This is a genomic window from Ensifer sp. ENS08 (genome assembly GCF_014852195.1).
Lineage (GTDB): Bacteria > Pseudomonadota > Alphaproteobacteria > Rhizobiales > Rhizobiaceae > Ensifer > Ensifer adhaerens.
This window is the reverse complement of record NZ_JACVBF010000003.1, coordinates 371,728-391,322: the sequence shown is the minus strand read 5'-3', so window position 1 is coordinate 391,322 and position 19,595 is coordinate 371,728. Positions and strand designations below refer to the sequence as shown.

General features: G+C 61.8%; 24 protein-coding genes. 13 read left to right on the top strand and 11 right to left on the bottom strand.

Annotated elements, in window-relative coordinates; translation table 11 throughout:
• The first annotated feature begins 95 nt into the window (after positions 1–95).
• The 9 genes from rpsE (at position 96) to rplQ (ending at position 6,315) form a co-directional block, all read left to right on the top strand.
• Positions 96–665 carry a 30S ribosomal protein S5 gene (rpsE, locus tag IB272_RS11950; protein ID WP_034795569.1) on the top strand — a complete coding sequence of 190 codons (570 nt, stop codon included), beginning with the start codon at positions 96–98 and terminating at the stop codon, positions 663–665.
• A 12-nt stretch (positions 666–677) separates the two neighbouring features.
• Entirely contained in the window at positions 678–881 is a 204-nt protein-coding gene (gene rpmD, locus IB272_RS11945) for a 50S ribosomal protein L30 (protein ID WP_043623384.1), read from the top strand.
• Positions 882–894: 13 nt separating this feature from the next.
• Positions 895–1,365 (top strand): 50S ribosomal protein L15, encoded by a 471-nt coding sequence (gene rplO / locus IB272_RS11940; protein WP_034795576.1) that lies wholly within the window; start codon positions 895–897, stop codon positions 1,363–1,365.
• A 233-nt stretch (positions 1,366–1,598) separates the two neighbouring features.
• Entirely contained in the window at positions 1,599–2,939 is a 1,341-nt protein-coding gene (secY, locus tag IB272_RS11935; RefSeq protein WP_034795578.1) for a preprotein translocase subunit SecY, read from the top strand.
• Positions 2,936–3,514 (top strand): adenylate kinase, encoded by a 579-nt coding sequence (locus IB272_RS11930; RefSeq protein WP_034795582.1) that lies wholly within the window; start codon positions 2,936–2,938, stop codon positions 3,512–3,514. The genes secY and IB272_RS11930 overlap by 4 nt, the downstream gene beginning before the upstream one ends.
• A 232-nt stretch (positions 3,515–3,746) precedes the next feature.
• Complete coding sequence (gene rpsM, locus IB272_RS11925) at positions 3,747–4,115, top strand: 30S ribosomal protein S13 (RefSeq protein ID WP_034795586.1); 369 nt, start codon at positions 3,747–3,749, stop codon at positions 4,113–4,115.
• Between the two features lie 226 nt (positions 4,116–4,341).
• The gene (gene rpsK / locus IB272_RS11920) at positions 4,342–4,731 is read left to right on the top strand and encodes a 30S ribosomal protein S11 (RefSeq protein WP_003536496.1); all 390 of its coding nucleotides are present in this window, start codon (positions 4,342–4,344) and stop codon (positions 4,729–4,731) included.
• Between the two features lie 103 nt (positions 4,732–4,834).
• Positions 4,835–5,845, top strand: coding sequence for a DNA-directed RNA polymerase subunit alpha (locus tag IB272_RS11915; protein WP_034795592.1), 1,011 nt, complete (start codon positions 4,835–4,837; stop codon positions 5,843–5,845).
• A 44-nt stretch (positions 5,846–5,889) separates the two neighbouring features.
• A complete protein-coding gene (gene rplQ / locus IB272_RS11910) occupies positions 5,890–6,315 on the top strand; it encodes a 50S ribosomal protein L17 (RefSeq protein WP_034795595.1) in 426 nt (141 codons plus the stop codon).
• Between the two features lie 160 nt (positions 6,316–6,475).
• Here the strand turns inward: rplQ and msrQ are convergent, their stop codons facing one another.
• Positions 6,476–7,129, bottom strand: coding sequence for a protein-methionine-sulfoxide reductase heme-binding subunit MsrQ (gene msrQ, locus IB272_RS11905; RefSeq protein ID WP_060520934.1), 654 nt, complete (start codon positions 7,127–7,129; stop codon positions 6,476–6,478).
• Positions 7,130–7,131: 2 nt separating this feature from the next.
• Positions 7,132–8,076 carry a protein-methionine-sulfoxide reductase catalytic subunit MsrP gene (gene msrP, locus IB272_RS11900; protein WP_192444438.1) on the bottom strand — a complete coding sequence of 315 codons (945 nt, stop codon included), beginning with the start codon at positions 8,074–8,076 and terminating at the stop codon, positions 7,132–7,134.
• Between the two features lie 198 nt (positions 8,077–8,274).
• Between msrP and IB272_RS11895 the strand changes: the two genes are divergently transcribed.
• From IB272_RS11895 to sugE, 3 genes are all read left to right on the top strand, one after another.
• Positions 8,275–9,672, top strand: a complete 1,398-nt coding sequence (locus IB272_RS11895) for a DegQ family serine endoprotease (RefSeq protein ID WP_192444437.1) — start codon at positions 8,275–8,277, stop codon at positions 9,670–9,672.
• Positions 9,669–10,982, top strand: coding sequence for a replication-associated recombination protein A (locus tag IB272_RS11890; protein ID WP_060585474.1), 1,314 nt, complete (start codon positions 9,669–9,671; stop codon positions 10,980–10,982). The genes IB272_RS11895 and IB272_RS11890 overlap by 4 nt, the downstream gene beginning before the upstream one ends.
• A 215-nt stretch (positions 10,983–11,197) precedes the next feature.
• Positions 11,198–11,512 (top strand): quaternary ammonium compound efflux SMR transporter SugE, encoded by a 315-nt coding sequence (gene sugE, locus IB272_RS11885; protein ID WP_034795623.1) that lies wholly within the window; start codon positions 11,198–11,200, stop codon positions 11,510–11,512.
• Between the two features lie 134 nt (positions 11,513–11,646).
• On the opposite strand, the gene IB272_RS11880 is transcribed toward sugE, so the two are convergent.
• From IB272_RS11880 to IB272_RS11840, 9 genes are all read right to left on the bottom strand, one after another.
• A complete protein-coding gene (locus IB272_RS11880; RefSeq protein WP_060585475.1) occupies positions 11,647–12,432 on the bottom strand; it encodes an ATP12 family chaperone protein in 786 nt (261 codons plus the stop codon).
• Positions 12,425–13,090, bottom strand: a complete 666-nt coding sequence (locus IB272_RS11875) for an HAD-IA family hydrolase (protein ID WP_034795628.1) — start codon at positions 13,088–13,090, stop codon at positions 12,425–12,427. Before IB272_RS11875 ends, IB272_RS11880 begins: the two co-directional genes overlap by 8 nt.
• Positions 13,090–14,082 carry an RluA family pseudouridine synthase gene (locus IB272_RS11870; RefSeq protein WP_034795631.1) on the bottom strand — a complete coding sequence of 331 codons (993 nt, stop codon included), beginning with the start codon at positions 14,080–14,082 and terminating at the stop codon, positions 13,090–13,092. Before IB272_RS11870 ends, IB272_RS11875 begins: the two co-directional genes overlap by 1 nt.
• A gap of 213 nt (positions 14,083–14,295) precedes the next feature.
• Complete coding sequence (crcB, locus tag IB272_RS11865) at positions 14,296–14,673, bottom strand: fluoride efflux transporter CrcB (RefSeq protein WP_060585477.1); 378 nt, start codon at positions 14,671–14,673, stop codon at positions 14,296–14,298.
• A 72-nt stretch (positions 14,674–14,745) separates the two neighbouring features.
• Positions 14,746–15,579 carry an S-formylglutathione hydrolase gene (gene fghA / locus IB272_RS11860; RefSeq protein WP_060585479.1) on the bottom strand — a complete coding sequence of 278 codons (834 nt, stop codon included), beginning with the start codon at positions 15,577–15,579 and terminating at the stop codon, positions 14,746–14,748.
• A gap of 24 nt (positions 15,580–15,603) precedes the next feature.
• The gene (locus IB272_RS11855) at positions 15,604–16,251 is read right to left on the bottom strand and encodes a DUF1345 domain-containing protein (protein ID WP_060585480.1); all 648 of its coding nucleotides are present in this window, start codon (positions 16,249–16,251) and stop codon (positions 15,604–15,606) included.
• Positions 16,252–16,295: 44 nt separating this feature from the next.
• Positions 16,296–16,736, bottom strand: a complete 441-nt coding sequence (locus IB272_RS11850; protein ID WP_113136432.1) for a YaiI/YqxD family protein — start codon at positions 16,734–16,736, stop codon at positions 16,296–16,298.
• Positions 16,737–16,817: 81 nt separating this feature from the next.
• Entirely contained in the window at positions 16,818–17,945 is a 1,128-nt protein-coding gene (locus IB272_RS11845; protein WP_192438960.1) for an S-(hydroxymethyl)glutathione dehydrogenase/class III alcohol dehydrogenase, read from the bottom strand.
• 69 nt (positions 17,946–18,014) lie between these two features.
• The gene (locus tag IB272_RS11840) at positions 18,015–18,410 is read right to left on the bottom strand and encodes a helix-turn-helix transcriptional regulator (protein WP_034804375.1); all 396 of its coding nucleotides are present in this window, start codon (positions 18,408–18,410) and stop codon (positions 18,015–18,017) included.
• Between the two features lie 246 nt (positions 18,411–18,656).
• On the opposite strand from IB272_RS11840, the gene IB272_RS11835 reads away from it, so the two are divergent.
• Positions 18,657–19,595 carry a DMT family transporter gene (locus IB272_RS11835; protein WP_060516826.1) on the top strand — a complete coding sequence of 313 codons (939 nt, stop codon included), beginning with the start codon at positions 18,657–18,659 and terminating at the stop codon, positions 19,593–19,595.

The window sequence follows — 19,595 nt, the reverse complement described above, 5'->3', positions numbered from 1 at the left end:
ACTCTCATAGGTTTCCGGTCGCATCCGATCCATCGGACGGGGGCGACTTTTGTCAATCTGCCGATTGCACCCGGAAAAGAAAAAGGAAAAGGACAATGGCACAGGAAAGAAAGGGTTCTCGCGAAGATCGCCAGAACCGCGAAGAGCGCGACAGCGAATTTGTCGATAAGCTCGTAGCAATTAACCGCGTCGCCAAGGTGGTGAAGGGCGGTCGTCGTTTCGGTTTCGCCGCTCTCGTCGTCGTTGGCGACCAGAAGGGCCGCGTTGGCTTCGGTCATGGCAAGGCACGCGAAGTGCCGGAAGCCATCCGCAAGGCAACCGAAGCCGCAAAGCGCGACCTGATTTTCGTCCCGCTGCGTGGTGGTCGTACCCTGCATCACGACGTTCACGGCCGTCATGGCGCCGGCAAGGTGCTGCTGCGTTCGGCCAAGGCCGGTACCGGTATCATCGCTGGCGGCCCGATGCGCGCCGTCTTCGAAACGCTCGGCGTTCATGACGTCGTTGCCAAGTCGACCGGTTCGTCGAACCCCTACAACATGGTTCGCGCAACGTTCGACGCCCTCAAGAACCAGATGCACCCGAAGGACATCGCAGCTCAGCGCGGCATGAAGTACGCCACGCTCCAGGCTCGTCGTGTTTCCTCCGGCGCTGCTTCCGAAGAATAAGGGAGCTGACAGATGGCTAAGAAAGAAGTCGCAGCGAAGACCGTTACCGTCGAGCAGATCGGTAGCCCCATTCGCCGTCCGGCCGTACAGCGTCAGACGCTGATCGGTCTGGGCCTCAACAAGATGCACCGGGTTCGCACGCTGGAAGACACTCCGTCTGTCCGCGGCATGATCCGGACTGTCCAGCACCTCGTTCGCGTCGTCGACGAGAAGTGAGGGGGATAAGCTCATGAAACTGAATGAAATCAAGGACAACGAAGGCTCGACCCACAGCCGTAAGCGTCTTGGCCGTGGTATCGGCTCGGGCTCCGGCAAGACCGCCGGTCGCGGTGTGAAGGGTCAGAAGGCTCGTTCGGGCGTCGCCATCAACGGCTTCGAAGGCGGCCAGATGCCGATCTACCGTCGTCTGCCGAAGCGCGGCTTCAACAACATCTTCGCTTCGGAGTTTGTTGTCGTGTCGCTCGGCCGTATCCAGACGGCAATCGACGCCAAGAAGCTCGATGCTTCCAAGACCGTTGACGCAGCTGCCCTCAAGGCTGCCGGCGTCATCCGTCGCGAAAAGGACGGCGTCCGCGTTCTGGCCGACGGCGAACTGAAGGCGAAGGTTTCGCTCGAAGTTGCCGGTGCGTCCAAGTCGGCGATCGAGAAGATCGAAAAGGCTGGCGGCTCGATCAAGCTGCTCGCTGCGGCTGCTGAATAATATTATTGATGAACCGCCCGGGGTGCTTCACTCCGGGCGGTTTTGCTCCCATATGTGAGCCTCACGTCCGCAAGCGCGAATCGCTCGCCGCGGCGGACATAGCGGAAACCACGGTGAGGCATCCGATTGCAGACACAATCGCCTCGCGTCCGGTTTTCAAGACGAAAAGTTAGTCCTTCCGGAACGGACCGGGTGTTCCCGCTGATTCCGAGATTTGGTACGCGGAGAATTGCATGGCTTCTGCAGCGGAACAGCTCGCCTCGAACCTGAATTTCTCGACTTTCGCCAAGGCGGAAGATCTGAAGAAACGGCTCTGGTTCACGCTTGGTGCGCTTCTGGTTTACCGTCTTGGCACCTATATCCCGCTGCCCGGTCTTAACCCGGAAGCGTTTGCCCAGGCATTCCGCGGCCAGAGCGGCGGTATCCTCGGCCTCTTCAACATGTTTTCGGGCGGTGCAGTTGAGCGCATGGCGATCTTCGCGCTCGGCATCATGCCCTATATCTCTGCTTCGATTATCGTTCAGCTGATGACCTCTGTCGTTCCGGCACTGGAACAGCTGAAAAAGGAAGGCGAGCAGGGCCGCAAGATCATCAACCAGTACACCCGTTACGGCACGGTGCTTCTCGGCACGGCGCAGGCTTACGCCATCGCCGTCGGTCTCGAGAGCGGCAACGGCCTCGTCAACGATCCGGGTTGGTTCTTCCGTGTTTCGACCGTCATTTCTCTGCTTGGCGGCACCATGTTCCTGATGTGGCTCGGTGAACAGATCACCTCGCGCGGCATCGGCAACGGCATCTCGCTGATCATTTTCGCCGGTATCGTCGCACATCTGCCGACGGCTCTCGCCGGCACGCTCGAACTCGGCCGCACCGGCGCTCTGTCCACCCCGCTGATCCTCGCGATCATCGTCATGGTCGTCGGCGTCATCGCGCTCATCGTGTTCGTCGAACGCGCGCAGCGGCGGCTTCTGATCCAGTATCCGAAGCGCCAGGTCGGCAACCGCATGTTCCAGGGCGACACCTCGCACCTGCCGCTGAAGCTCAACACCGCGGGCGTCATCCCGGCGATCTTCGCCTCGTCGCTGCTGCTTCTGCCGGCAACGCTCGCAGGCTTTGCCAATACGGCGACGCTGCCGGGTTGGGCGACCACCGTGGTTGGCGCACTTGCGCACGGCAAGCCGCTCTACATGGTGCTTTACGGTGCGATGATCGCGTTCTTCGCCTTCTTCTACACCGCGATCGTGTTCAATCCGAAGGATACGGCTGACAATCTGAAGAAGCACGGCGGCTTCATTCCGGGCATTCGTCCGGGCGAGCGTACCGCGGAATATATCGATTATGTCCTGACGCGCATCACCGTGATCGGTGCGGCCTATCTGATCTTCGTCTGCATTCTGCCGGAAGTTCTGATCGCTCAGACCGGCGTGCCGTTCTACCTTGGTGGTACGTCGCTTTTGATTGTTGTCAGCGTCACCCTTGATACGGTAGCACAGATCCAGGGCCACCTCATCGCACAGCAATATGAGGGGCTGATCAAGAAGTCGAAGCTGCGCGGAGGAAAGAGGGGACGATGAGACTGATTTTTTTGGGACCGCCGGGCGCTGGCAAGGGGACACAGGCCAAGCTTCTGACGGAGAGATACGGCATTCCGCAGCTTTCCACAGGAGATATGCTGCGGGCGGCCGTCGCCCAGGCGACCGAGGTCGGCAAGCGTGCGAAGGCGGTCATGGATGCCGGTCAGCTGGTATCCGATGAGATCGTCAACGAAATCGTGTCGGATCGCATCGACCAGCCGGACTGCGCGAAGGGGTTCATCCTTGACGGTTACCCGCGCACGGTTCCGCAGGCGATTGCGCTCGGCAAGATGCTCGAGGGCAAGGGTCTGAAGCTCGATGCCGTAATCGAGCTCAAGGTCGACGAGGCAGCCCTTGTAAAGCGGATGGAGAATCGCGTAGCGGAAACCATCGCAGCCGGCGGAACCGTCCGTTCGGACGACAATCCGGAAGCCTTCAAGCGCCGGCTGACCGAGTACCGTGAAAAGACGGCGCCGCTCTCGGAGCACTACGCCGGAACGGGGCAGCTCAGAACGGTTGATGGCATGGCGGAAGTGAACACCGTCACCGCCGAGATCGAGAAGATTCTGGCTTAGACACTGGTCTTTGCCGAAAAGGAACTGCCGGGGAGTTGACTTTTCCGGCCGATTCCGCCAAAGACAGCGCCAACTCGCGACATGAGAGCGGTCGGCGCGGTCTTCAAAGAAAATGAAGTCCGGGTACGGTCGTTTTTGACGTGTCTCGAACCTCAATCAACGTGCGGCTCTTCGAGGTCGCGTAACGAAGCACCTATTGCCGGATGGCAACTGGAACGCAAGGAGAATAGACGTGGCACGTATCGCTGGCGTCAACATCCCGACGGCAAAGCGCGTAGTTATTGCGCTGACCTACATTCACGGGATCGGCCCGAAATTCGCACAGGAAATCATCGAGAAGGTCGGTATTCCGGCTGATCGTCGCGTGCATCAGCTGACGGACGCTGAAGTCCTGCAGATCCGCGAAACGATCGACCGCGACTACCAGGTCGAAGGTGACCTGCGTCGCGAGACCTCGATGAACATCAAGCGCCTGATGGACCTCGGCTGCTACCGCGGCCTGCGTCACCGTCGTGGCCTGCCGGTTCGCGGTCAACGCACCCACACCAACGCCCGCACCCGCAAGGGTCCGGCGAAGGCGATTGCCGGTAAGAAGAAGTAATTTCCCGAAAAGGGAGATTGGGAGGCTGGTGTCAAGCGCCGGCCTCCTTTTGCAGTTTGGAAGGGCGTTTGCCTGACCTTTGTTCGGCCGATCCGGCCGGGCGATATGTTCGCCGGACGATATCTCGTCCTGCGGGAAATGAAGATGCAGGGCAGGGGACGTCAAATCCTTTTCCCGGTGGAGCCGCTGGAATTACGGCGGTGCAGAGATCTAAGAAAGGGATCCTATGGCCAAGGAAGCCACCCGCGTTCGCCGTCGCGAACGCAAGAACATCACGTCTGGCGTCGCGCACGTCAATTCGTCGTTCAACAACACCATGATCACCATCACCGACGCACAGGGCAACGCGATTGCCTGGTCGTCTGCCGGTGCCAAGGGTTTCAAGGGTTCGCGTAAGTCGACCCCGTTTGCCGCACAGATCGCCGCTGAAGACTGCGCCAAGAAGGCTCAGGAACACGGCATGAAGTCGCTGGAAGTCGAAGTTTGCGGTCCGGGTTCCGGCCGTGAATCCGCTCTTCGCGCGCTGCAGGCTGCGGGCTTCATGATCACCTCGATCCGCGATGTGACCCCGATCCCGCACAACGGCTGCCGCCCGCGCAAGAAGCGCCGCGTCTGATCATATGCATTCAACATGCCGGTGAGGGCGCAGACGCGCGCTCCCGGTCTTCGGGGCTCGGTTGTCACGATTGGATGGTGGCAACGAACGGAAGGCAGAAAACATGATCCAGAAGAATTGGCAGGAACTGATCAAGCCGAACAAGGTGGAGTTCGTCTCCTCCGGCCGCACCAAGGCAACGTTGGTTGCGGAACCGCTTGAACGCGGCTTCGGTCTGACGCTCGGCAACGCGCTTCGCCGCGTGCTGCTGTCGTCGCTGCGCGGTGCTGCTGTCACCGCAGTGCAGATCGACGGCGTCCTGCACGAGTTCTCCTCTATCCCGGGCGTCCGGGAAGATGTGACGGACATCGTGCTCAACATCAAGGAAATCGCCATCAAGATGGATGGCGACGACGCAAAGCGCATGGTCGTGCGTAAGCAGGGTCCGGGCGTTGTAACCGCCGGTGACATCCAGACGGTTGGCGATATCGAAATCCTCAACCCGAACCATGTGATCTGCACCCTCGACGAGGGCGCTGAGATCCGCATGGAGTTCACCGTCAACAACGGCAAGGGTTACGTGCCGGCTGATCGCAACCGTTCGGAAGATGCTCCGATCGGCCTGATCCCGGTCGACAGCCTGTACTCGCCGGTCAAGAAAGTGTCCTACAAGGTGGAAAACACCCGCGAAGGCCAGGTTCTTGACTATGACAAGCTGACGATGTCCATCGAGACGGACGGTTCCGTCACCGGTGAAGATGCGATCGCATTTGCGGCCCGCATCCTTCAGGACCAGCTGTCGGTGTTCGTCAACTTCGACGAGCCGCAGAAGGAAGCAGAGGAAGAGGCAGTTACCGAACTCGCCTTCAACCCGGCGCTTCTCAAGAAGGTCGACGAACTGGAACTTTCGGTCCGTTCGGCCAACTGCCTGAAGAACGACAACATCGTCTACATCGGCGACCTCATTCAGAAGACCGAAGCAGAAATGCTCCGCACGCCGAATTTTGGTCGCAAGTCGCTGAACGAAATCAAGGAAGTTCTCGCTTCCATGGGCCTGCACCTCGGCATGGAAGTGCCGTCCTGGCCGCCCGAGAACATCGAAGATCTCGCCAAGCGTTACGAAGACCAATACTAACCATTAGACTGCGGGCGAATGCCTGCAAGTGAAGGAGAATAGCCATGCGCCACGGTAAAGCCGGCCGCAAGCTGAATAGAACCGCCAGCCACCGCAAGGCGATGTTTGCCAACATGGCAGCTTCGCTGATCGAACACGAGCAGATCGTTACGACCCTGCCGAAGGCCAAGGAAATCCGCCCGATCGTCGAGAAGCTCGTCACGCTCGGCAAGCGCGGTGACCTGCACGCTCGCCGCCAGGCGATCTCGCAGATCCGCGACGCCGCTGTCGTTGCCAAGCTGTTCGACACGATCGCATCGCGCTACGCCACCCGCAACGGCGGCTACCTGCGCATCATGAAGGCTGGCTTCCGTCACGGCGACAACGCCGCGCTCGCCGTCATCGAATTCGTTGACCGCGACGTCTCGGCAAAGGGCGCGAAGGATCTCGCCCGCGTTGCTGCAGAAGCCGAAGCTGCTGAAGCAGCCTAAGCCGATCGAAGGCAGAAAATTGAAGCGGCCGGGTGTTCGTCACCCGGCCGCTTTTTCTTTTGGGGCTGTTGCTTAACGTGCGTTTGACGGTGTGCTCGTTCTGTCACCGTTTCGTCGAAATGCGATCGAGGGTCGATGTCCTGGCGAGGCGAAGATGGCCTCAGGCGCTTCCGGCGGCGGTTCTGACCGGCACATTGGCCGCCTGTCGCTTGCGCCGCAGATACGGCTTGCGCACCAGCCGCCAGACAAGCAGTACGGCGACGAGCCCGAGATAAAGCAGCTGTTCGGCGCCGATGACCTTCACCGACATCGAAAAATGCACGGCGCCGGCGGCGGCGATCACATAGGCCAGGCGGTGAAGCGTGTTCCACCGCGTACCGAGCCTGCGGATCGACCAGTTGTTGGAGGTGAGCGCCAGCGGGATCAGCATGACGAGTGCGGCCATGCCGATGGTGATGAAGGGGCGGCGGGCGATGTCGGCCAGTATGCTCGGAAAGTTTAGCCGCTGATCGAGCAGCATGTAGGCGAGGAAATGCATCAGCACATAGTAGAACGCCAGCAAACCCAAGGCCCGCCGATAGCGCAGCCAGTTGATGCCGAATAGGTCGCGAATCGGCGAGATCGCCAATGTCGCGACGAGGAAACGCAGCGCCCAGAGGCCGAGCAGGTGTTCGAATTCCTTGACCGGGTTTCCGGGCAGTTGGCCCGTAGCGCCGAGATAGAATGCATAGGCGGCGGGCAGCAGACCAAAGCCGTAGAGCCCCCAGACCGAGGCCGAATGGTAGCGTTTTGGGAGCGAGGGCAGGCGGGCCATGATCAATAGTTCGCTCTGAGATCCATGCCGGCATAAAGTCCGGCCACCTCGTCGGCATAGCCATTGAAGGACAGGGTGTCGCGCCGGTTGGAGCCGAAGAAGCCGCCACCGCCGATGCGGTTTTCCGTTGCCTGGCTCCAGCGTGGATGATCGACCGCCGGATTGACGTTGGCAAAGAAGCCGTACTCGTTCGGCGCCGAGAGGTTCCAGGTGGACGGTGGCTGGGTTTCCGTGAGCGAAATGCGCACAATCGACTTGATCCCCTTGAAACCGTATTTCCAGGGGGTGACCAGCCGGATCGGCGCGCCGTTCTGATTGGGAAGCGTCTTGCCGTAGACGCCGACGGACAGCAGCGTCAGCGGGTGACGGGCCTCGTCGAGCCTCAGCCCTTCGCGATAGGGCCAAGCAAGCGGCTGGAAGAAGCCGGATTGTCCCGGCATTTCGGACGGGCGCACCACGGTTTCGAACGAGACATATTTCGCGCTGCCAAGCGGCTCTACCTTATCGAGCAGGGCCGAGAGCTGAAACCCGGTCCAGGGGATCACCATCGACCAGGCCTCGACACAGCGCATGCGGTAGACGCGTTCCTCGATCGGGAGCGCTAGCAGTTCCTCGAACCCGAATTCCTTCGGCTTGCCGACGAGGCCATCGACTTTCACCGTCCAGGGCGTTGGCTTGAAGCTGCTCGAGTTGGCAGCAGGGTCGCCCTTGCCGGTCCCGAACTCATAGAAATTGTTGTAGCTGGTGACGTCGGCCTCCGGCGTCAGGTCTTCGTCGACAGTGTATTTGCTCTTGGGCGCGCCGAGTGCGGCCGCCAGCCCCGTGCCGCTGCCCGCAATCAGCATGCCGCCGCCGGCAGCAGCCCCGAGGAAGGTGCGGCGGTTGAAAAAGAGGGCCTCCGGGGTGATCTCGGAGGAAACGATTCGCGGCGGGCGGTAAGATGGCATGGTCTTTTCCGAAGTGATTTATGAGCCTTGTCTTCTATGAACTCACCAGACTTTCGATCACCGTGAAAGGGGTTGCGAACCACGTTTTCGTGCGTAGCGCGTGAAGCTGGCAACTTTGCATATCCTGCGCCAACATTTGCCTTTTTTCCCGCGAAATCCTATCTGAACGTAGCCGCGACGAATAGGAGAATGCTTTACATGATCGTAGGTCGAAGAGCGCTTGTTTCGCTCGTCATCGCTGTTTCTCTCGCCTGTCCGGCATGGGCCCAGGAGGCCAAGAGCGTTCCGCAATCGCGGACCGAAATGCAGCTTTCCTTTGCGCCTCTCGTCAAGCAGACGGCAAATGCCGTCGTCAACGTCTATGCCGAGCGGGTGGTCGAGCGCCGTTCGATTTTCTCCGGTGACCCCTTCTTCGAGGAGTTCTTCGGCCAACGCATGCCGAACCGCTCGGAGAAGCAGTCTTCGCTCGGTTCCGGGGTGATCGTCGGCAAGAACGGCATCGTCGTGACCAATAACCACGTCATCGAGGGCGCCGACGATATAAAGGTGGCGCTGGCCGATGGCCGCGAGTTTCCCTGCAAGATCGTGCTCAAGGACGACCGGCTCGACCTCGCTGTTTTGAAGATCCAGTCGGACGGTCCCTTCGACATCGTGCCGCTTGGTGATTCCGATGCAGTCGCGGTCGGCGACCTCGTGCTCGCGATCGGCAACCCCTTCGGCGTCGGCCAGACGGTGACGAGTGGCATCGTCTCGGCGCTCGCGCGCAATCAGGTCTCCTCGGGTGATTTCGGCTTCTTTATCCAGACGGATGCGGCGATCAACCCGGGTAATTCCGGCGGTGGCCTTATCGACATGAACGGCCAGCTCATTGGCATCAACACGGCCATCTTCTCCAAGGGCGGCGGTTCTAACGGCGTTGGCTTTGCCATCCCCGCCAATCTGGTGAAGGTCTTCGTTGCGTCGGCCGAAGGTGGCAACGGCGCCTTCGTGCGTCCTTTCATCGGCGCCAGCTTCGAGCCGGTCACTTCGGAAGTGGCCGAAGCCCTTGGCCTCAGCCGCGCCCGTGGTGCGCTGGTGACCGCCGTCGTGGCCGGTGGCCCGGCCGAACAGGCCGGTATCAAGCCCGGCCAGGTGATCACCGCCGTCAACGGCATCGAGGTCGAACATCCCGACGCACTCGGTTATCGCCTGACGACGGTCGGCATCGGTCATGAGGCGCGCGTCACCGTATCGGAAAACGGCAAGCCGCGGGAAGTGACGATCAAGCTCGACCGGGCGCCCGAGACCTCGCCACGCGATGAACGGCTGATCGAAGGTCGTAACCCCTTCGCCGGTGCAGTCGTTGCCAACCTGTCGCCGCGCCTTGCCGACGAGCTGCGCATGTCGACCTCGCTGCAGGGCGTCGTCGTCATGCAGGTCAACCGCGGTTCGCCCGCCGCCCGCATCGGCCTCGAGCCGAAGGACATCGTGCGGTCGGTCAACGGCACGGCGATCGACACGTCGAAGACGCTGGAACAGGTAATGGCCGACGATGCCTCCTTCTGGCGTGTCGAGATCGAGCGCGACGGCCAGCTCATCCGTCAGTTCTTCCGATGAGCGACCTGTTCACCGCCCACGAGCCACCGGAAATGGCGTCGGCAAGACCGCTTGCCGACCGGCTTCGCCCGCGAACGCTTGCCGAAGTCACTGGTCAGGATCACCTGACCGGTGAGGATGGCGTGCTGTCGCGCATGATTGCTTCGGGTTCGCTCGGGTCGATGATCTTCTGGGGGCCGCCCGGAACCGGCAAGACGACCGTGGCGCGGCTGCTTTCGGGGGAGGCGGGTCTCGCCTTCGAGCAGATCTCCGCGATCTTCTCCGGTGTCGCCGATCTCAAGAAGGTGTTCGAGGCGGCGCGAGCAAGGCGCATGTCCGGCCGTCAGACGCTACTCTTCGTCGACGAGATTCATCGCTTCAACCGGGCACAGCAGGACAGCTTCCTGCCGGTGATGGAAGACGGCACCGTGATCCTTGTCGGCGCGACGACGGAAAACCCATCCTTCGAACTCAATGCCGCTCTCCTGTCCCGAGCCCGGGTGCTGACCTTCAAGCCGCATGGCGAAGACAGCATCGAGGAACTGCTGTCGCGCGCCGAAGAGACTGAGGGCAAGAAACTGCCGCTCGATGCGGATGCGCGCGCCAGCCTTATCCGCATGGCCGACGGCGACGGTCGCGCTGCGCTGACGCTGGCGGAAGAAGTCTGGCGCGCGGCGCGGCGCGACGAGATCTTCGATGCGGCAGCACTCCAGAACATCGTCCAGCGCCGGGCGCCGGTCTATGACAAGGGCCAGGACGGCCACTACAATCTGATCTCGGCCCTGCACAAGGCGGTGCGTGGCTCTGATCCGGATGCCGCACTCTACTATCTCTGCCGCATGTTCGATGCCGGCGAGGATCCGCTTTATCTCGGGCGGCGCCTGGTGCGCATGGCGGTCGAGGACATCGGCCTTGCCGACCCGCAGGCCCTAGTGATCTGCAACGCCGCCAAGGACGCCTATGACTATCTCGGCTCGCCCGAGGGCGAACTGGCGCTTGCCGAAGCCTGCGTCTATCTCGCGACCGCGCCGAAATCGAACGGCGTCTATACCGCCTACAAGGCAGCGATGCGGGCGGCGAAGGAAAACGGCTCGCTGCTGCCGCCGAAACATATCCTCAACGCCCCGACGAAACTGATGAAGGGTGAGGGCTACGGCGACGGCTACCGCTACGACCATGACGAGCCGGATGCTTTTTCCGGCCAGGACTATTTCCCCGAGAAGATGGGGCGCAGAACCTTCTATGATCCGCCGGAGCGCGGTTTCGAGCGCGAGATCCGCAAGCGGCTGGAATGGTGGGCGAAACTCCGTCGGGAGCGCAACGCACCGTAGGGGCAGACTTGCAGACCCCTCACGTTTCCATGGTTTCAACGACAGCGTGAAATGGTTTAGCTTTGCCGCGGACGCAAGGCTGATTTGCCCTTGACCGCCTTGCCGGCGAAACTGGAGTGTGAGATAGAACCCGCGTTGCAGACGGCTGCACGGTTCGCAAAGGCGATACCGAACATCCGCGGGGACGGCCTCGCTCCAAACTTTGGGAGTTTGACATGGCCTGGTTCCTTCTTCTGCTTGCCGGTATTCTTGAAATCGGCTGGGCAATTGGTCTCAAATACACGGATGGTTTTACGCGGGTGACACCGACGATCCTGACCGTCGGTTCGATGATCCTCAGCATCGCGTTGCTCGGTCTCGCCGTGCGGACCCTGCCGCTCGGTACGGCTTACGCTGTCTGGACCGGCATCGGCACCGTCGGCACCGTGATCCTCGGCATTTTCCTGTTTGCCGAACCGGCAACCTTCGTTCGCCTTGGCTGCATCGCGCTCATCGTCAGCGGTATCGCCGGCCTGAAGCTGGCCGCTTAACGCCGCGGCTATTGGCTTCCGTTACGTTAGCGCGAACAGAGCCGCTCTGACGCCGACATATTGAACAAAAAAGAAAGCGGGCTGCGCGTCGGAAGACACGCAGCCCGCTTCGCATTCCGTGGTATCCGGTGTCGTCAGCGCAGGGCGTCAAGAACCGTGGCGACCGCCTGCATTTCCTGCCAGCGGTTCTCGCGGCGGCGGAAGGCCTCCTCGTCGGTTCCCCAATGTTCGATCTGCCAGTCCTCGTCGACATGGGCGGCCGTCCAGGCTTCTTCGGCGGATATCCGGCCGGAAGCGAAGGCGAGCGCCAGCAACGCAGAGCCGGTCAGGCTCGTCACCGTGTGGACGCAGGTGAGGCCGAGCGGGGTTGCGAAGGCGCGCAGGCCTTCGGCATAGGCGGAAAGCGCTTCCTCCGGCTGCTCCTGGTGGATCACGCCTTCGGCGAGGATGAAACGGGCGCCGAGTGCCTGCTGGGCCCACTCGATCACCGGGTTCCAGATTTCGTTCTGGCGGGCGACGAGGCCTTCCGGGCTATCGGCGCGATAGCAGAGCATGTCCGTTCCGGCGAAACGCAGGATATCGTCGAAGACCGAGCGCTGGTCCTTGGCGACGCCGTCAAGTGCGGTATTGACGATTCGCGTGATCGGCATCTTGCCGGGATCGATGACCTCTGCCTGCGCATCCCATTCGGCGGCGAGCATGTCGGCGAGCTTGCGCGTCGGCACGGCAAGCGGCTGCTTGGCCGGCGTGCGCACGGTGCGGCCGTCGAGCAGCACCGCGTGCGTATCGCCATCGGCCGAGGCCACGCTGACGTCCTTGTAGAAGCGCTTCGGCAGTGGCTTCAGCATCTGGATTTGCGCGCGGCGGACCGGATCCTCGTGGCTCATCGCACCGCTGAGTTCGTCGCGAATATCAGACATGATTGTGTTCCATCCATTCAATGATGTCGGCCGGCGTCCGGGCAACGAAATCCGCGCCGGCCTCGATGAGGTCGGGAACGGAAGCATAGCCCCAGGCGACGCCGATGGCGGATGCTCCAGCGGCTTTGGCCATCTGCATGTCGTAGATCGCGTCGCCGATGACGACCGTATCCTTCGCATCGATGCCGGCTTCAAAGCAGCATTCCGTCACCATGGCCGGATGCGGCTTGGAGGGGCAGTCGTCGGCGGTGCGGGACACGAAAAATATCCGGTCGAAGCCGTGAGTCTCGGAAATATGCGTCAGGCCGCGACGCGACTTGCCGGTTACGGCGCCGATCAACAGTGCGTCGCGTGACGACAGCGTCTGCATCATGTCGGCGATACCCGGAAACAGAAGCTCCTGGAAGCCTGCCTCTGCGCGAACGCCGGCGAAGATCGACTTGTAGTGCGCCGTCATCGCCAGCGCCTGATCGTCGACATGTTCACGGCCGAGCAGGCGCGCGATGGCAATGTCGAGGGTCAAGCCGATAATGCTCTTGGTTGCCGACAGGGGCGGGCGCTCGAGATCGAAGGCCTCGAAGGTGCGCGCCATCACTTCATGGATCAGGCCTCCGCTATCGACCAGCGTACCGTCACAATCAAAAAGCGCCAGTTTCATCAGTCGTCCTCGCCAGGCTCGTTCTCTTCGAAGCCCAGCAGGTTCCAGCTCTGGACCATGTGCGGTGGCAGCGGCGCGGTCACGCGCAGGCGGCCACCATCCGGGTGAGGAATATCGATATGGCGCGCGTGCAGATGCAGACGGTTCTGCATGCCGCCGGGCAGGCTCCAATTGATGTCGGCGTCGAAATATTTGGGGTCGCCGAGGATCGGGTGTCCAATGTGCAGTGCATGGACGCGAAGCTGATGGGTGCGGCCGGTATAGGGCTCCATCTCCAGCCAGGCGAGGTTCTGTGCGGCCTGTTCGCGAATACGGTAGTAGGAGATGGCGTGGTCGGCACCGTCTTCGCCGTGTTTGGCGATGCGCATACGGTCGCCATCCGGCGTTTGCTCCTTGACGAGCCAGGTGGAGATGCGGTCTTCGCGCTTGCGCGGCACGCCCTTGACCAGCGCCCAGTAGGTCTTTTTGGTGTCGCGCTCGCGAAAGGCGGCGGTCAGCTTCTGCGCCGCACCCCGGGTGCGGGCGATCACCAACACGCCTGACGTGTCGCGGTCGAGCCGGTGGACGAGACGCGGCTTTTCGCCCTTCTGGTTGGTCCAGGCTTCAAGCATCTTGTCGATATGTCGGTTGACGCCCGAGCCGCCCTGAACGGCAAGGCCGGCAGGCTTGTTGAGCACGATAACCTTGGCGTCCTCGTGCAGCACCATGCGCGACAGCAGTTCGCCGTCGGGTGAGTTCCTGAGGTCGCGTCCGGCGATCGGCCCGGTCTTGGTTTCCTTGGGATCCACTCCGAGCGGCGGAATGCGGATCGTCTGGCCGGGCTGGATCCGCGTGTCGGATTTGGCGCGGGCACCGTCGACGCGGATCTGGCCGGAGCGCAAAAGCTTCTGCAGCGGGCCGAAGCCCAGTCCCGGAAAATGCACCTTGAACCAGCGATCCAGGCGCATGCCCGCCTCGTCACCGTCCACCTGCCTGTGTTCTATGCCTGCCATTTGAGCGAACCTGCCTTCTGTTTGGTCGCAGCGTCGCGCGTCGGTCCGAAGCCCCTGCGTTGGGATGACGCAAAGAGGAAGCTTCAGGCGCGCAAAGGCTGCCGCAATATTTTCGTTGCTGCATGACAATGCCCTCGAAGCGACAACGGTTGAAGGACAATGCAGCAATGCGCCGCGTGTCCCCTGGATACGCAGCGCCTGTAAGACGAGCCTTTAGACTATTGCGCGCATCAGAGCCAGCCCGCTGAAGACCGCGAGGATCGAAAGCGCGACACTGGCGATGACATAGACGGCCGATAGCATGACATCGCCGCGCTCGAAGAGCGTGATTGCGTCCAGCGAGAAGGCGGAAAAGGTGGTGTAACCGCCGAGAATGCCGGTGATGAGGAAGACACGCATGTCCGGCGAGGCGCCGAACTTGCGCATGATCACTTCGGCGAGCACGCCGATCAGGAACGACCCCGTTATGTTGACGCCAAACGTGCCCCAGGGAAAGCCGGACCCGAAGCGGTGAACGGCCCAGAGACCGACGAGATAACGCAGCATCGAGCCGATCGCGCCGCCGGTGCCAACAAGGAGAAGGTGGGTCATCAGTCGCTCCGGGTAGATTGACGGCGCAATTCCGCGAAAGCGGCTTTCATACGGAATTGCGCCATTCGGTGGCTAGATCAGCCGCTCGGCATGCCAGCGCAGATGATCGTCCATGAAAGTCGATATGAAGTAGTAGGAATGGTCGTAGCGTTCATGCATGCGCAGCGTCAAATCGATGCCGGTGCCCTTGACCGCTTCCTCGAACAGCCAGGGACGCAGGCCGTTTTCAAGGAAGCTGTCCGCCTTGCCCTGATCGATCAGGAACTCGGGGAAGCGCGCACCATCCTCGACGAGCGCGCAGGCATCATATTGGCGCCAGGCGGCGCGGTCCGCGCCCAGATATTTCTCGAAGGCGCCGATCGACCAGTCGGCGGTCGAAGGCTCGACGATCGGGGCGAAGGCCGAGCAGCTCTTGAAGCGGCCCGGGTTCTTGAGCGCGATGGTCATGGCGCCGTGACCGCCCATCGAATGGCCGAAGATGCCCTGGCGGCTCATGTCCATGCGGAAGTGCTGGCTGACGAAGGCGGGCAGCTCCTCGGTGATGTAGCTATACATCTGGTAGTGCTCGGCCCAGGGCGTTTCGGTGGCATCGAGATAGAAGCCTGCACCCTTGCCCATCTGCCAGTTCGTCAGTTCGTCGGGAACATCAGTGCCGCGCGGGCTCGTATCCGGGCAGACGACGATCAGCCCGAGCTCGGCGGCCATGCGCCGGTACTCACCTTTCTCCATGACGTTCGCATGCGTGCAGGTGAGGCCGGAGAGATACCAGAGCACCGGCCGCGGCTCGTTGATTGCCTGTGGCGGTACGAACACGGCGAAGGTCATCTCGCCCTTGCATGCCTTGGAATCGTGCGAAAAGACGCCCTGCATGCCGCCGAAGGCGGTGTTTTGCGAAAGGACTTTCATGGGATGCTCCTTGGATAAAGATGCTCAACCGGCAAGCTGCACGGCTGCATTGACGGCGGCGGCGACGAGCACGGTGTTGAAGAAAAACGATACGATGGCGTGTATCAGGTTGATGCGCCGCATGGCCGTCTTGGTGATGGCGACATCGGAGGTTTGCGCCGTCATGCCGATGACGAAGGAAAAATAGAGAAAGTCAAAGCCGCCGGGCTCGGGCGTTTCGGGAAAATCGAGTCCGCGTGCCGGTTCGGTGGCCAGACCATCGGGTGCTGGGACCCAATAGACATGGGCGTAGTGCATGGCCGCCATCATGTGGATCGTTGCCCAGCCGAGCACAACGGAGGCAAAGGCGAGGCCGAGCGCCAGCGCCGAGCCGGACTTCTCGCCGTTGAGCGCGAAAAACAAGGATACGAGCGAACTCGCGGCTGCCCCGAACGTAACGAGCAGGATCACGACCTCGGGCTCGTCGGTGTTCCTGGCATGGGTCTTCAGATGCCGACCGGTCATCATCCGCAAGCGCCGCCAGCATAGGACGAGATAGACGCAGAAGAAGGTGATCGCTGCCCCTTCAAGGGCGAAACGCTGCGCCACGAACCAGAGGACAGGTATGCTTGCGAGCGCGCACAGAATGGCGGTGTAAAACGGCCAGTGCCTGAGCTTAGTCGTCGCTGCCATGCTAGTGCCCCTGCGATTGCGGGCCCCATGGTCCCGCCCGTTGATCATTTTTTCGACTGGCGCGCGAGTCGGTCAAGGGTTTCGAGGAAGGCGGATCGATCGCGCGGTGTGAAGGCGGCGTTGTAGCCCTTGCTCTCGCCGGTCTCGCGCAGGTGCTGTCCGAGATCGCGCATCGCAGACGCCATGCCGATATTGCCCTTGTCGAAGATCCGGCCGGAGGGGCCGGTGACAAGTGCGCCGGCGGCAACGCAGCGAACGGCAAGCGGCACGTCGGCGGTAACGACGATATCGCCCTCGTGCGCCCGTTCGGCGATCCAGTTGTCGGCCGCGTCGAAGCCTGCCGAGACGATGACATTGTGCACCATCGGGTCGCGCGAAGGGCGCAGGCCCGAATTAGCGACCAAGGTCACCTCGATCCCGTGGCGCTCGGCCACTTTCAGGATTTCGGCTTTCACCGAGCAGGCGTCTGCGTCGACATAGATCATTTTGAATCAACTTCTCAACGGGACTGAAAAAGGCGCCGGAAATCAATCGTCTCCGGCGCCTCCTTGAATCAAAATAGCAGCTTAGTAGAGAACGACCGAGCGGATGCTCTCGCCAGAATGCATCAGTTCGAAGCCCTTGTTGATGTCTTCGAGCGGCATCGTGTGGGTGATCATCGGGTCGATCTCGATCTTGCCTTCCATGTACCAGTCGACGATCTTCGGCACGTCGGTGCGGCCGCGCGCGCCGCCAAAGGCGGTGCCCATCCAGCTGCGGCCGGTGACGAGCTGGAACGGCCGGGTGGAGATCTCCTGGCCCGCGCCGGCAACGCCGATGACGACCGACTTGCCCCAGCCGCGATGCGAGGCCTCGAGCGCCTGGCGCATGACCTTGGTGTTGCCGGTGCAGTCGAAGGTGTAGTCGGCGCCGCCGATCTGGTCGGCTCCGCGCTTGGTCATGTTGACGAGGTAAGGCACGATGTCGTCGCCGACCTCCTTCGGGTTGACGAAGTGGGTCATGCCGAAGCGTTCGCCCCAGGCCTTCTTGTCGTTGTTGAGGTCGACACCGATGATCATGTCGGCACCGGCAAGGCGCAGGCCCTGAATGACGTTGAGGCCGATGCCGCCGAGACCGAAGACGATCGCAGTCGCACCCATTTCCACCTGTGCCGTGTTGATGACGGCGCCGATGCCGGTCGTCACGCCGCAGCCGATGTAGCAGATCTTGTCGAACGGCGCGTCCGGGTTGACCTTGGCAACCGCGATCTCCGGCAGCACCGTGTAGTTGGCGAAGGTCGAGCAGCCCATGTAGTGGTGGATCGTGTCCTTGCCGATCGAGAAGCGCGAGGTGCCGTCGGGCATCAGGCCTTGGCCTTGCGTCGAGCGGATCGCGGTGCACAGATTGGTCTTGCGCGACAGACACGACGGGCAGGAGCGGCACTCGGGCGTGTAGAGCGGAATGACATGATCGCCCTTCTTCACCGAGGTCACACCCGGGCCGACGTCGACGACGATGCCGGCGCCTTCATGGCCGAGGATCGCAGGGAACAGGCCTTCCGGATCGGCGCCGGACAGGGTGAAATCGTCGGTGTGGCAGATGCCTGTGGCCTTGACCTCGATCAGCACTTCGCCGGCCCGCGGGCCTTCGAGCTGAACCGTCATGACCTCGAGCGGCTTGCCTGCCTGAACGGCAACGGCGGCGCGTACATCCATCTATTTTCTCCTTGGACTGAAATGACGTCGGGCCGCCAGAACGGCGGCCCTAAGTGGAATCGCAATAGGTTATCGAATGTTCTGTTGAACGCGATTGAGTTCCATCTCAAGAGCGGCAATCGCCTTGCCGGTCTGTTCGTGCAGCTTCTTGACGAGGGCGAGCTGCTCGCGCAGGCCGTCCTTCTCGTCGATTGCGTCGGCATCCGGCGCGCGGCCGAGCCCGGCGATCAGCCAGGCCGGGGTGACGCCGAGTACGCCTGCAAGCATGAACAGCCGGTTTGTGCGGGGTTCGGCCCGATCCCGTTCCCAGGCCGCGATCGTCTCCGTGCGCACGCCGAGTTGATCGGCCAGTTCCTTGGCGCTGAGATTTGCGGCGTCGCGCGCCCTCCAGATGCGTCCTCCCAGCGTATCACCGTCGCTGGTGTCGCGCAGGCGGGCAATCATCGTTTCGGTGGACAAGCGCATGGACATCTCCTTTGCCACGGTCACGTTCAAAGGTCCCGAACCATGGGGGCCGACGGCCGACCTTTGGATCCGGGGCGGAAGATTGTCCTGAGCTTATAGGCATTTGGGCGGCGAGGGACCACCCCGAAGCGCCAAAAACACCGTCAATTGCGGCTAGGGCGCGGATAGTTCTTTCTCCGTCGCATCCTCGGCCGTTGAAAACCAACGCGTAGGCTCTAATGTGCGGCGGCCACAGGAGCTTGCCCCATGACAGACGCCCGAACTGCGACCACCGACCACACCGACACGGTGATGCAGGGCGTCGCCATCATGCTCTTTGCCATGGTCATCCTGCCGGGCATGGACGTGATTGCGAAATACATGGCCGTCTATGAGGGCATGTCGCCGGGGCAGGTGACCTTTTACCGCTTCTTCTTCCAACTGGTAGCGACGCTACCGATGCTGCTTGGCGCCGGTGGCCTGCGGGCGCTGAGGCCAAAGCGGCCCTGGGCCAATCTGCTGCGCGGTGTACTGCTGGCGACCGCGGCCTTGTTCTTCTTCATATCGGTGAAGTACATGCCGCTTGCCGACACCTTCGCCATCTATTTCGTCGAGCCCTTCATCCTGACCTGTCTTTCGGCGGTGTTCCTCAAGGAAAGAGTGGGCTGGCGGCGCTGGCTCGCCATTGTCGTCGGTTTCGGTGGAGCGATGATCGTCATCCAGCCGAGCTTTGCCGCTTTCGGCCTAACCGCGCTGTTGCCGGTTGCCTGCGCCTTCGTCTTTGCCTGCTACCTGCTCCTCAACCGTGCTGTCGGTACCGGCGACTCGCCGCTAACGATGCAGACAATTGCCGGCATCGGCGGCACATTGACGATGGCGCTGGTGATCCTGATCGGCAACGGCATGGGCAGCGCCGATTTCGTGCCGTCGCTGCCGAAGTCGCCGCTTGGCTGGATGCTCGTGATCGTGCTTGGCGCGCTGTCCGGCTACGGCCATCTGCTGGTGGTCAAGGCGTTCCGGGCGGCACCCGTCTCGCTGCTCGCACCGTTTCATTATTTCGAGATCGTCACGGCGACGGCGCTCGGTTATCTCATCTTCGGAGACTTTCCGTCGCTCTCCAAATGGCTTGGTATCGCCATCATCGTTGGCTCGGGCCTCTTCATCATCTGGCGTGAGCGGCAGGCTGGACGTCGAACGGCAAGTTGA

Excerpts from the sequence above, each read along its gene's own strand:
- rpsE (WP_034795569.1), top strand. The coding sequence starts at position 96 with ATGGCACAGGAAAGAAAGGGTTCTCGCGAAGATCGCCAGAACCGCGAA.
- rpmD (WP_043623384.1), top strand. The coding sequence starts at position 678 with ATGGCTAAGAAAGAAGTCGCAGCGAAGACCGTTACCGTCGAGCAGATC.
- rplO (WP_034795576.1), top strand. The coding sequence starts at position 895 with ATGAAACTGAATGAAATCAAGGACAACGAAGGCTCGACCCACAGCCGT.
- secY (WP_034795578.1), top strand. The coding sequence starts at position 1,599 with ATGGCTTCTGCAGCGGAACAGCTCGCCTCGAACCTGAATTTCTCGACT.
- IB272_RS11930 (WP_034795582.1), top strand. The coding sequence starts at position 2,936 with ATGAGACTGATTTTTTTGGGACCGCCGGGCGCTGGCAAGGGGACACAG.
- rpsK (WP_003536496.1), top strand. The coding sequence starts at position 4,342 with ATGGCCAAGGAAGCCACCCGCGTTCGCCGTCGCGAACGCAAGAACATC.
- IB272_RS11915 (WP_034795592.1), top strand. The coding sequence starts at position 4,835 with ATGATCCAGAAGAATTGGCAGGAACTGATCAAGCCGAACAAGGTGGAG.
- rplQ (WP_034795595.1), top strand. The coding sequence starts at position 5,890 with ATGCGCCACGGTAAAGCCGGCCGCAAGCTGAATAGAACCGCCAGCCAC.
- msrQ (WP_060520934.1), bottom strand. The coding sequence starts at position 7,129 with ATGGCCCGCCTGCCCTCGCTCCCAAAACGCTACCATTCGGCCTCGGTC.
- msrP (WP_192444438.1), bottom strand. The coding sequence starts at position 8,076 with ATGCCATCTTACCGCCCGCCGCGAATCGTTTCCTCCGAGATCACCCCG.
- IB272_RS11895 (WP_192444437.1), top strand. The coding sequence starts at position 8,275 with ATGATCGTAGGTCGAAGAGCGCTTGTTTCGCTCGTCATCGCTGTTTCT.
- IB272_RS11890 (WP_060585474.1), top strand. The coding sequence starts at position 9,669 with ATGAGCGACCTGTTCACCGCCCACGAGCCACCGGAAATGGCGTCGGCA.
- sugE (WP_034795623.1), top strand. The coding sequence starts at position 11,198 with ATGGCCTGGTTCCTTCTTCTGCTTGCCGGTATTCTTGAAATCGGCTGG.
- IB272_RS11880 (WP_060585475.1), bottom strand. The coding sequence starts at position 12,432 with ATGTCTGATATTCGCGACGAACTCAGCGGTGCGATGAGCCACGAGGAT.
- IB272_RS11875 (WP_034795628.1), bottom strand. The coding sequence starts at position 13,090 with ATGAAACTGGCGCTTTTTGATTGTGACGGTACGCTGGTCGATAGCGGA.
- IB272_RS11870 (WP_034795631.1), bottom strand. The coding sequence starts at position 14,082 with ATGGCAGGCATAGAACACAGGCAGGTGGACGGTGACGAGGCGGGCATG.
- crcB (WP_060585477.1), bottom strand. The coding sequence starts at position 14,673 with ATGACCCACCTTCTCCTTGTTGGCACCGGCGGCGCGATCGGCTCGATG.
- fghA (WP_060585479.1), bottom strand. The coding sequence starts at position 15,579 with ATGAAAGTCCTTTCGCAAAACACCGCCTTCGGCGGCATGCAGGGCGTC.
- IB272_RS11855 (WP_060585480.1), bottom strand. The coding sequence starts at position 16,251 with ATGGCAGCGACGACTAAGCTCAGGCACTGGCCGTTTTACACCGCCATT.
- IB272_RS11850 (WP_113136432.1), bottom strand. The coding sequence starts at position 16,736 with ATGATCTATGTCGACGCAGACGCCTGCTCGGTGAAAGCCGAAATCCTG.
- IB272_RS11845 (WP_192438960.1), bottom strand. The coding sequence starts at position 17,945 with ATGGATGTACGCGCCGCCGTTGCCGTTCAGGCAGGCAAGCCGCTCGAG.
- IB272_RS11840 (WP_034804375.1), bottom strand. The coding sequence starts at position 18,410 with ATGCGCTTGTCCACCGAAACGATGATTGCCCGCCTGCGCGACACCAGC.
- IB272_RS11835 (WP_060516826.1), top strand. The coding sequence starts at position 18,657 with ATGACAGACGCCCGAACTGCGACCACCGACCACACCGACACGGTGATG.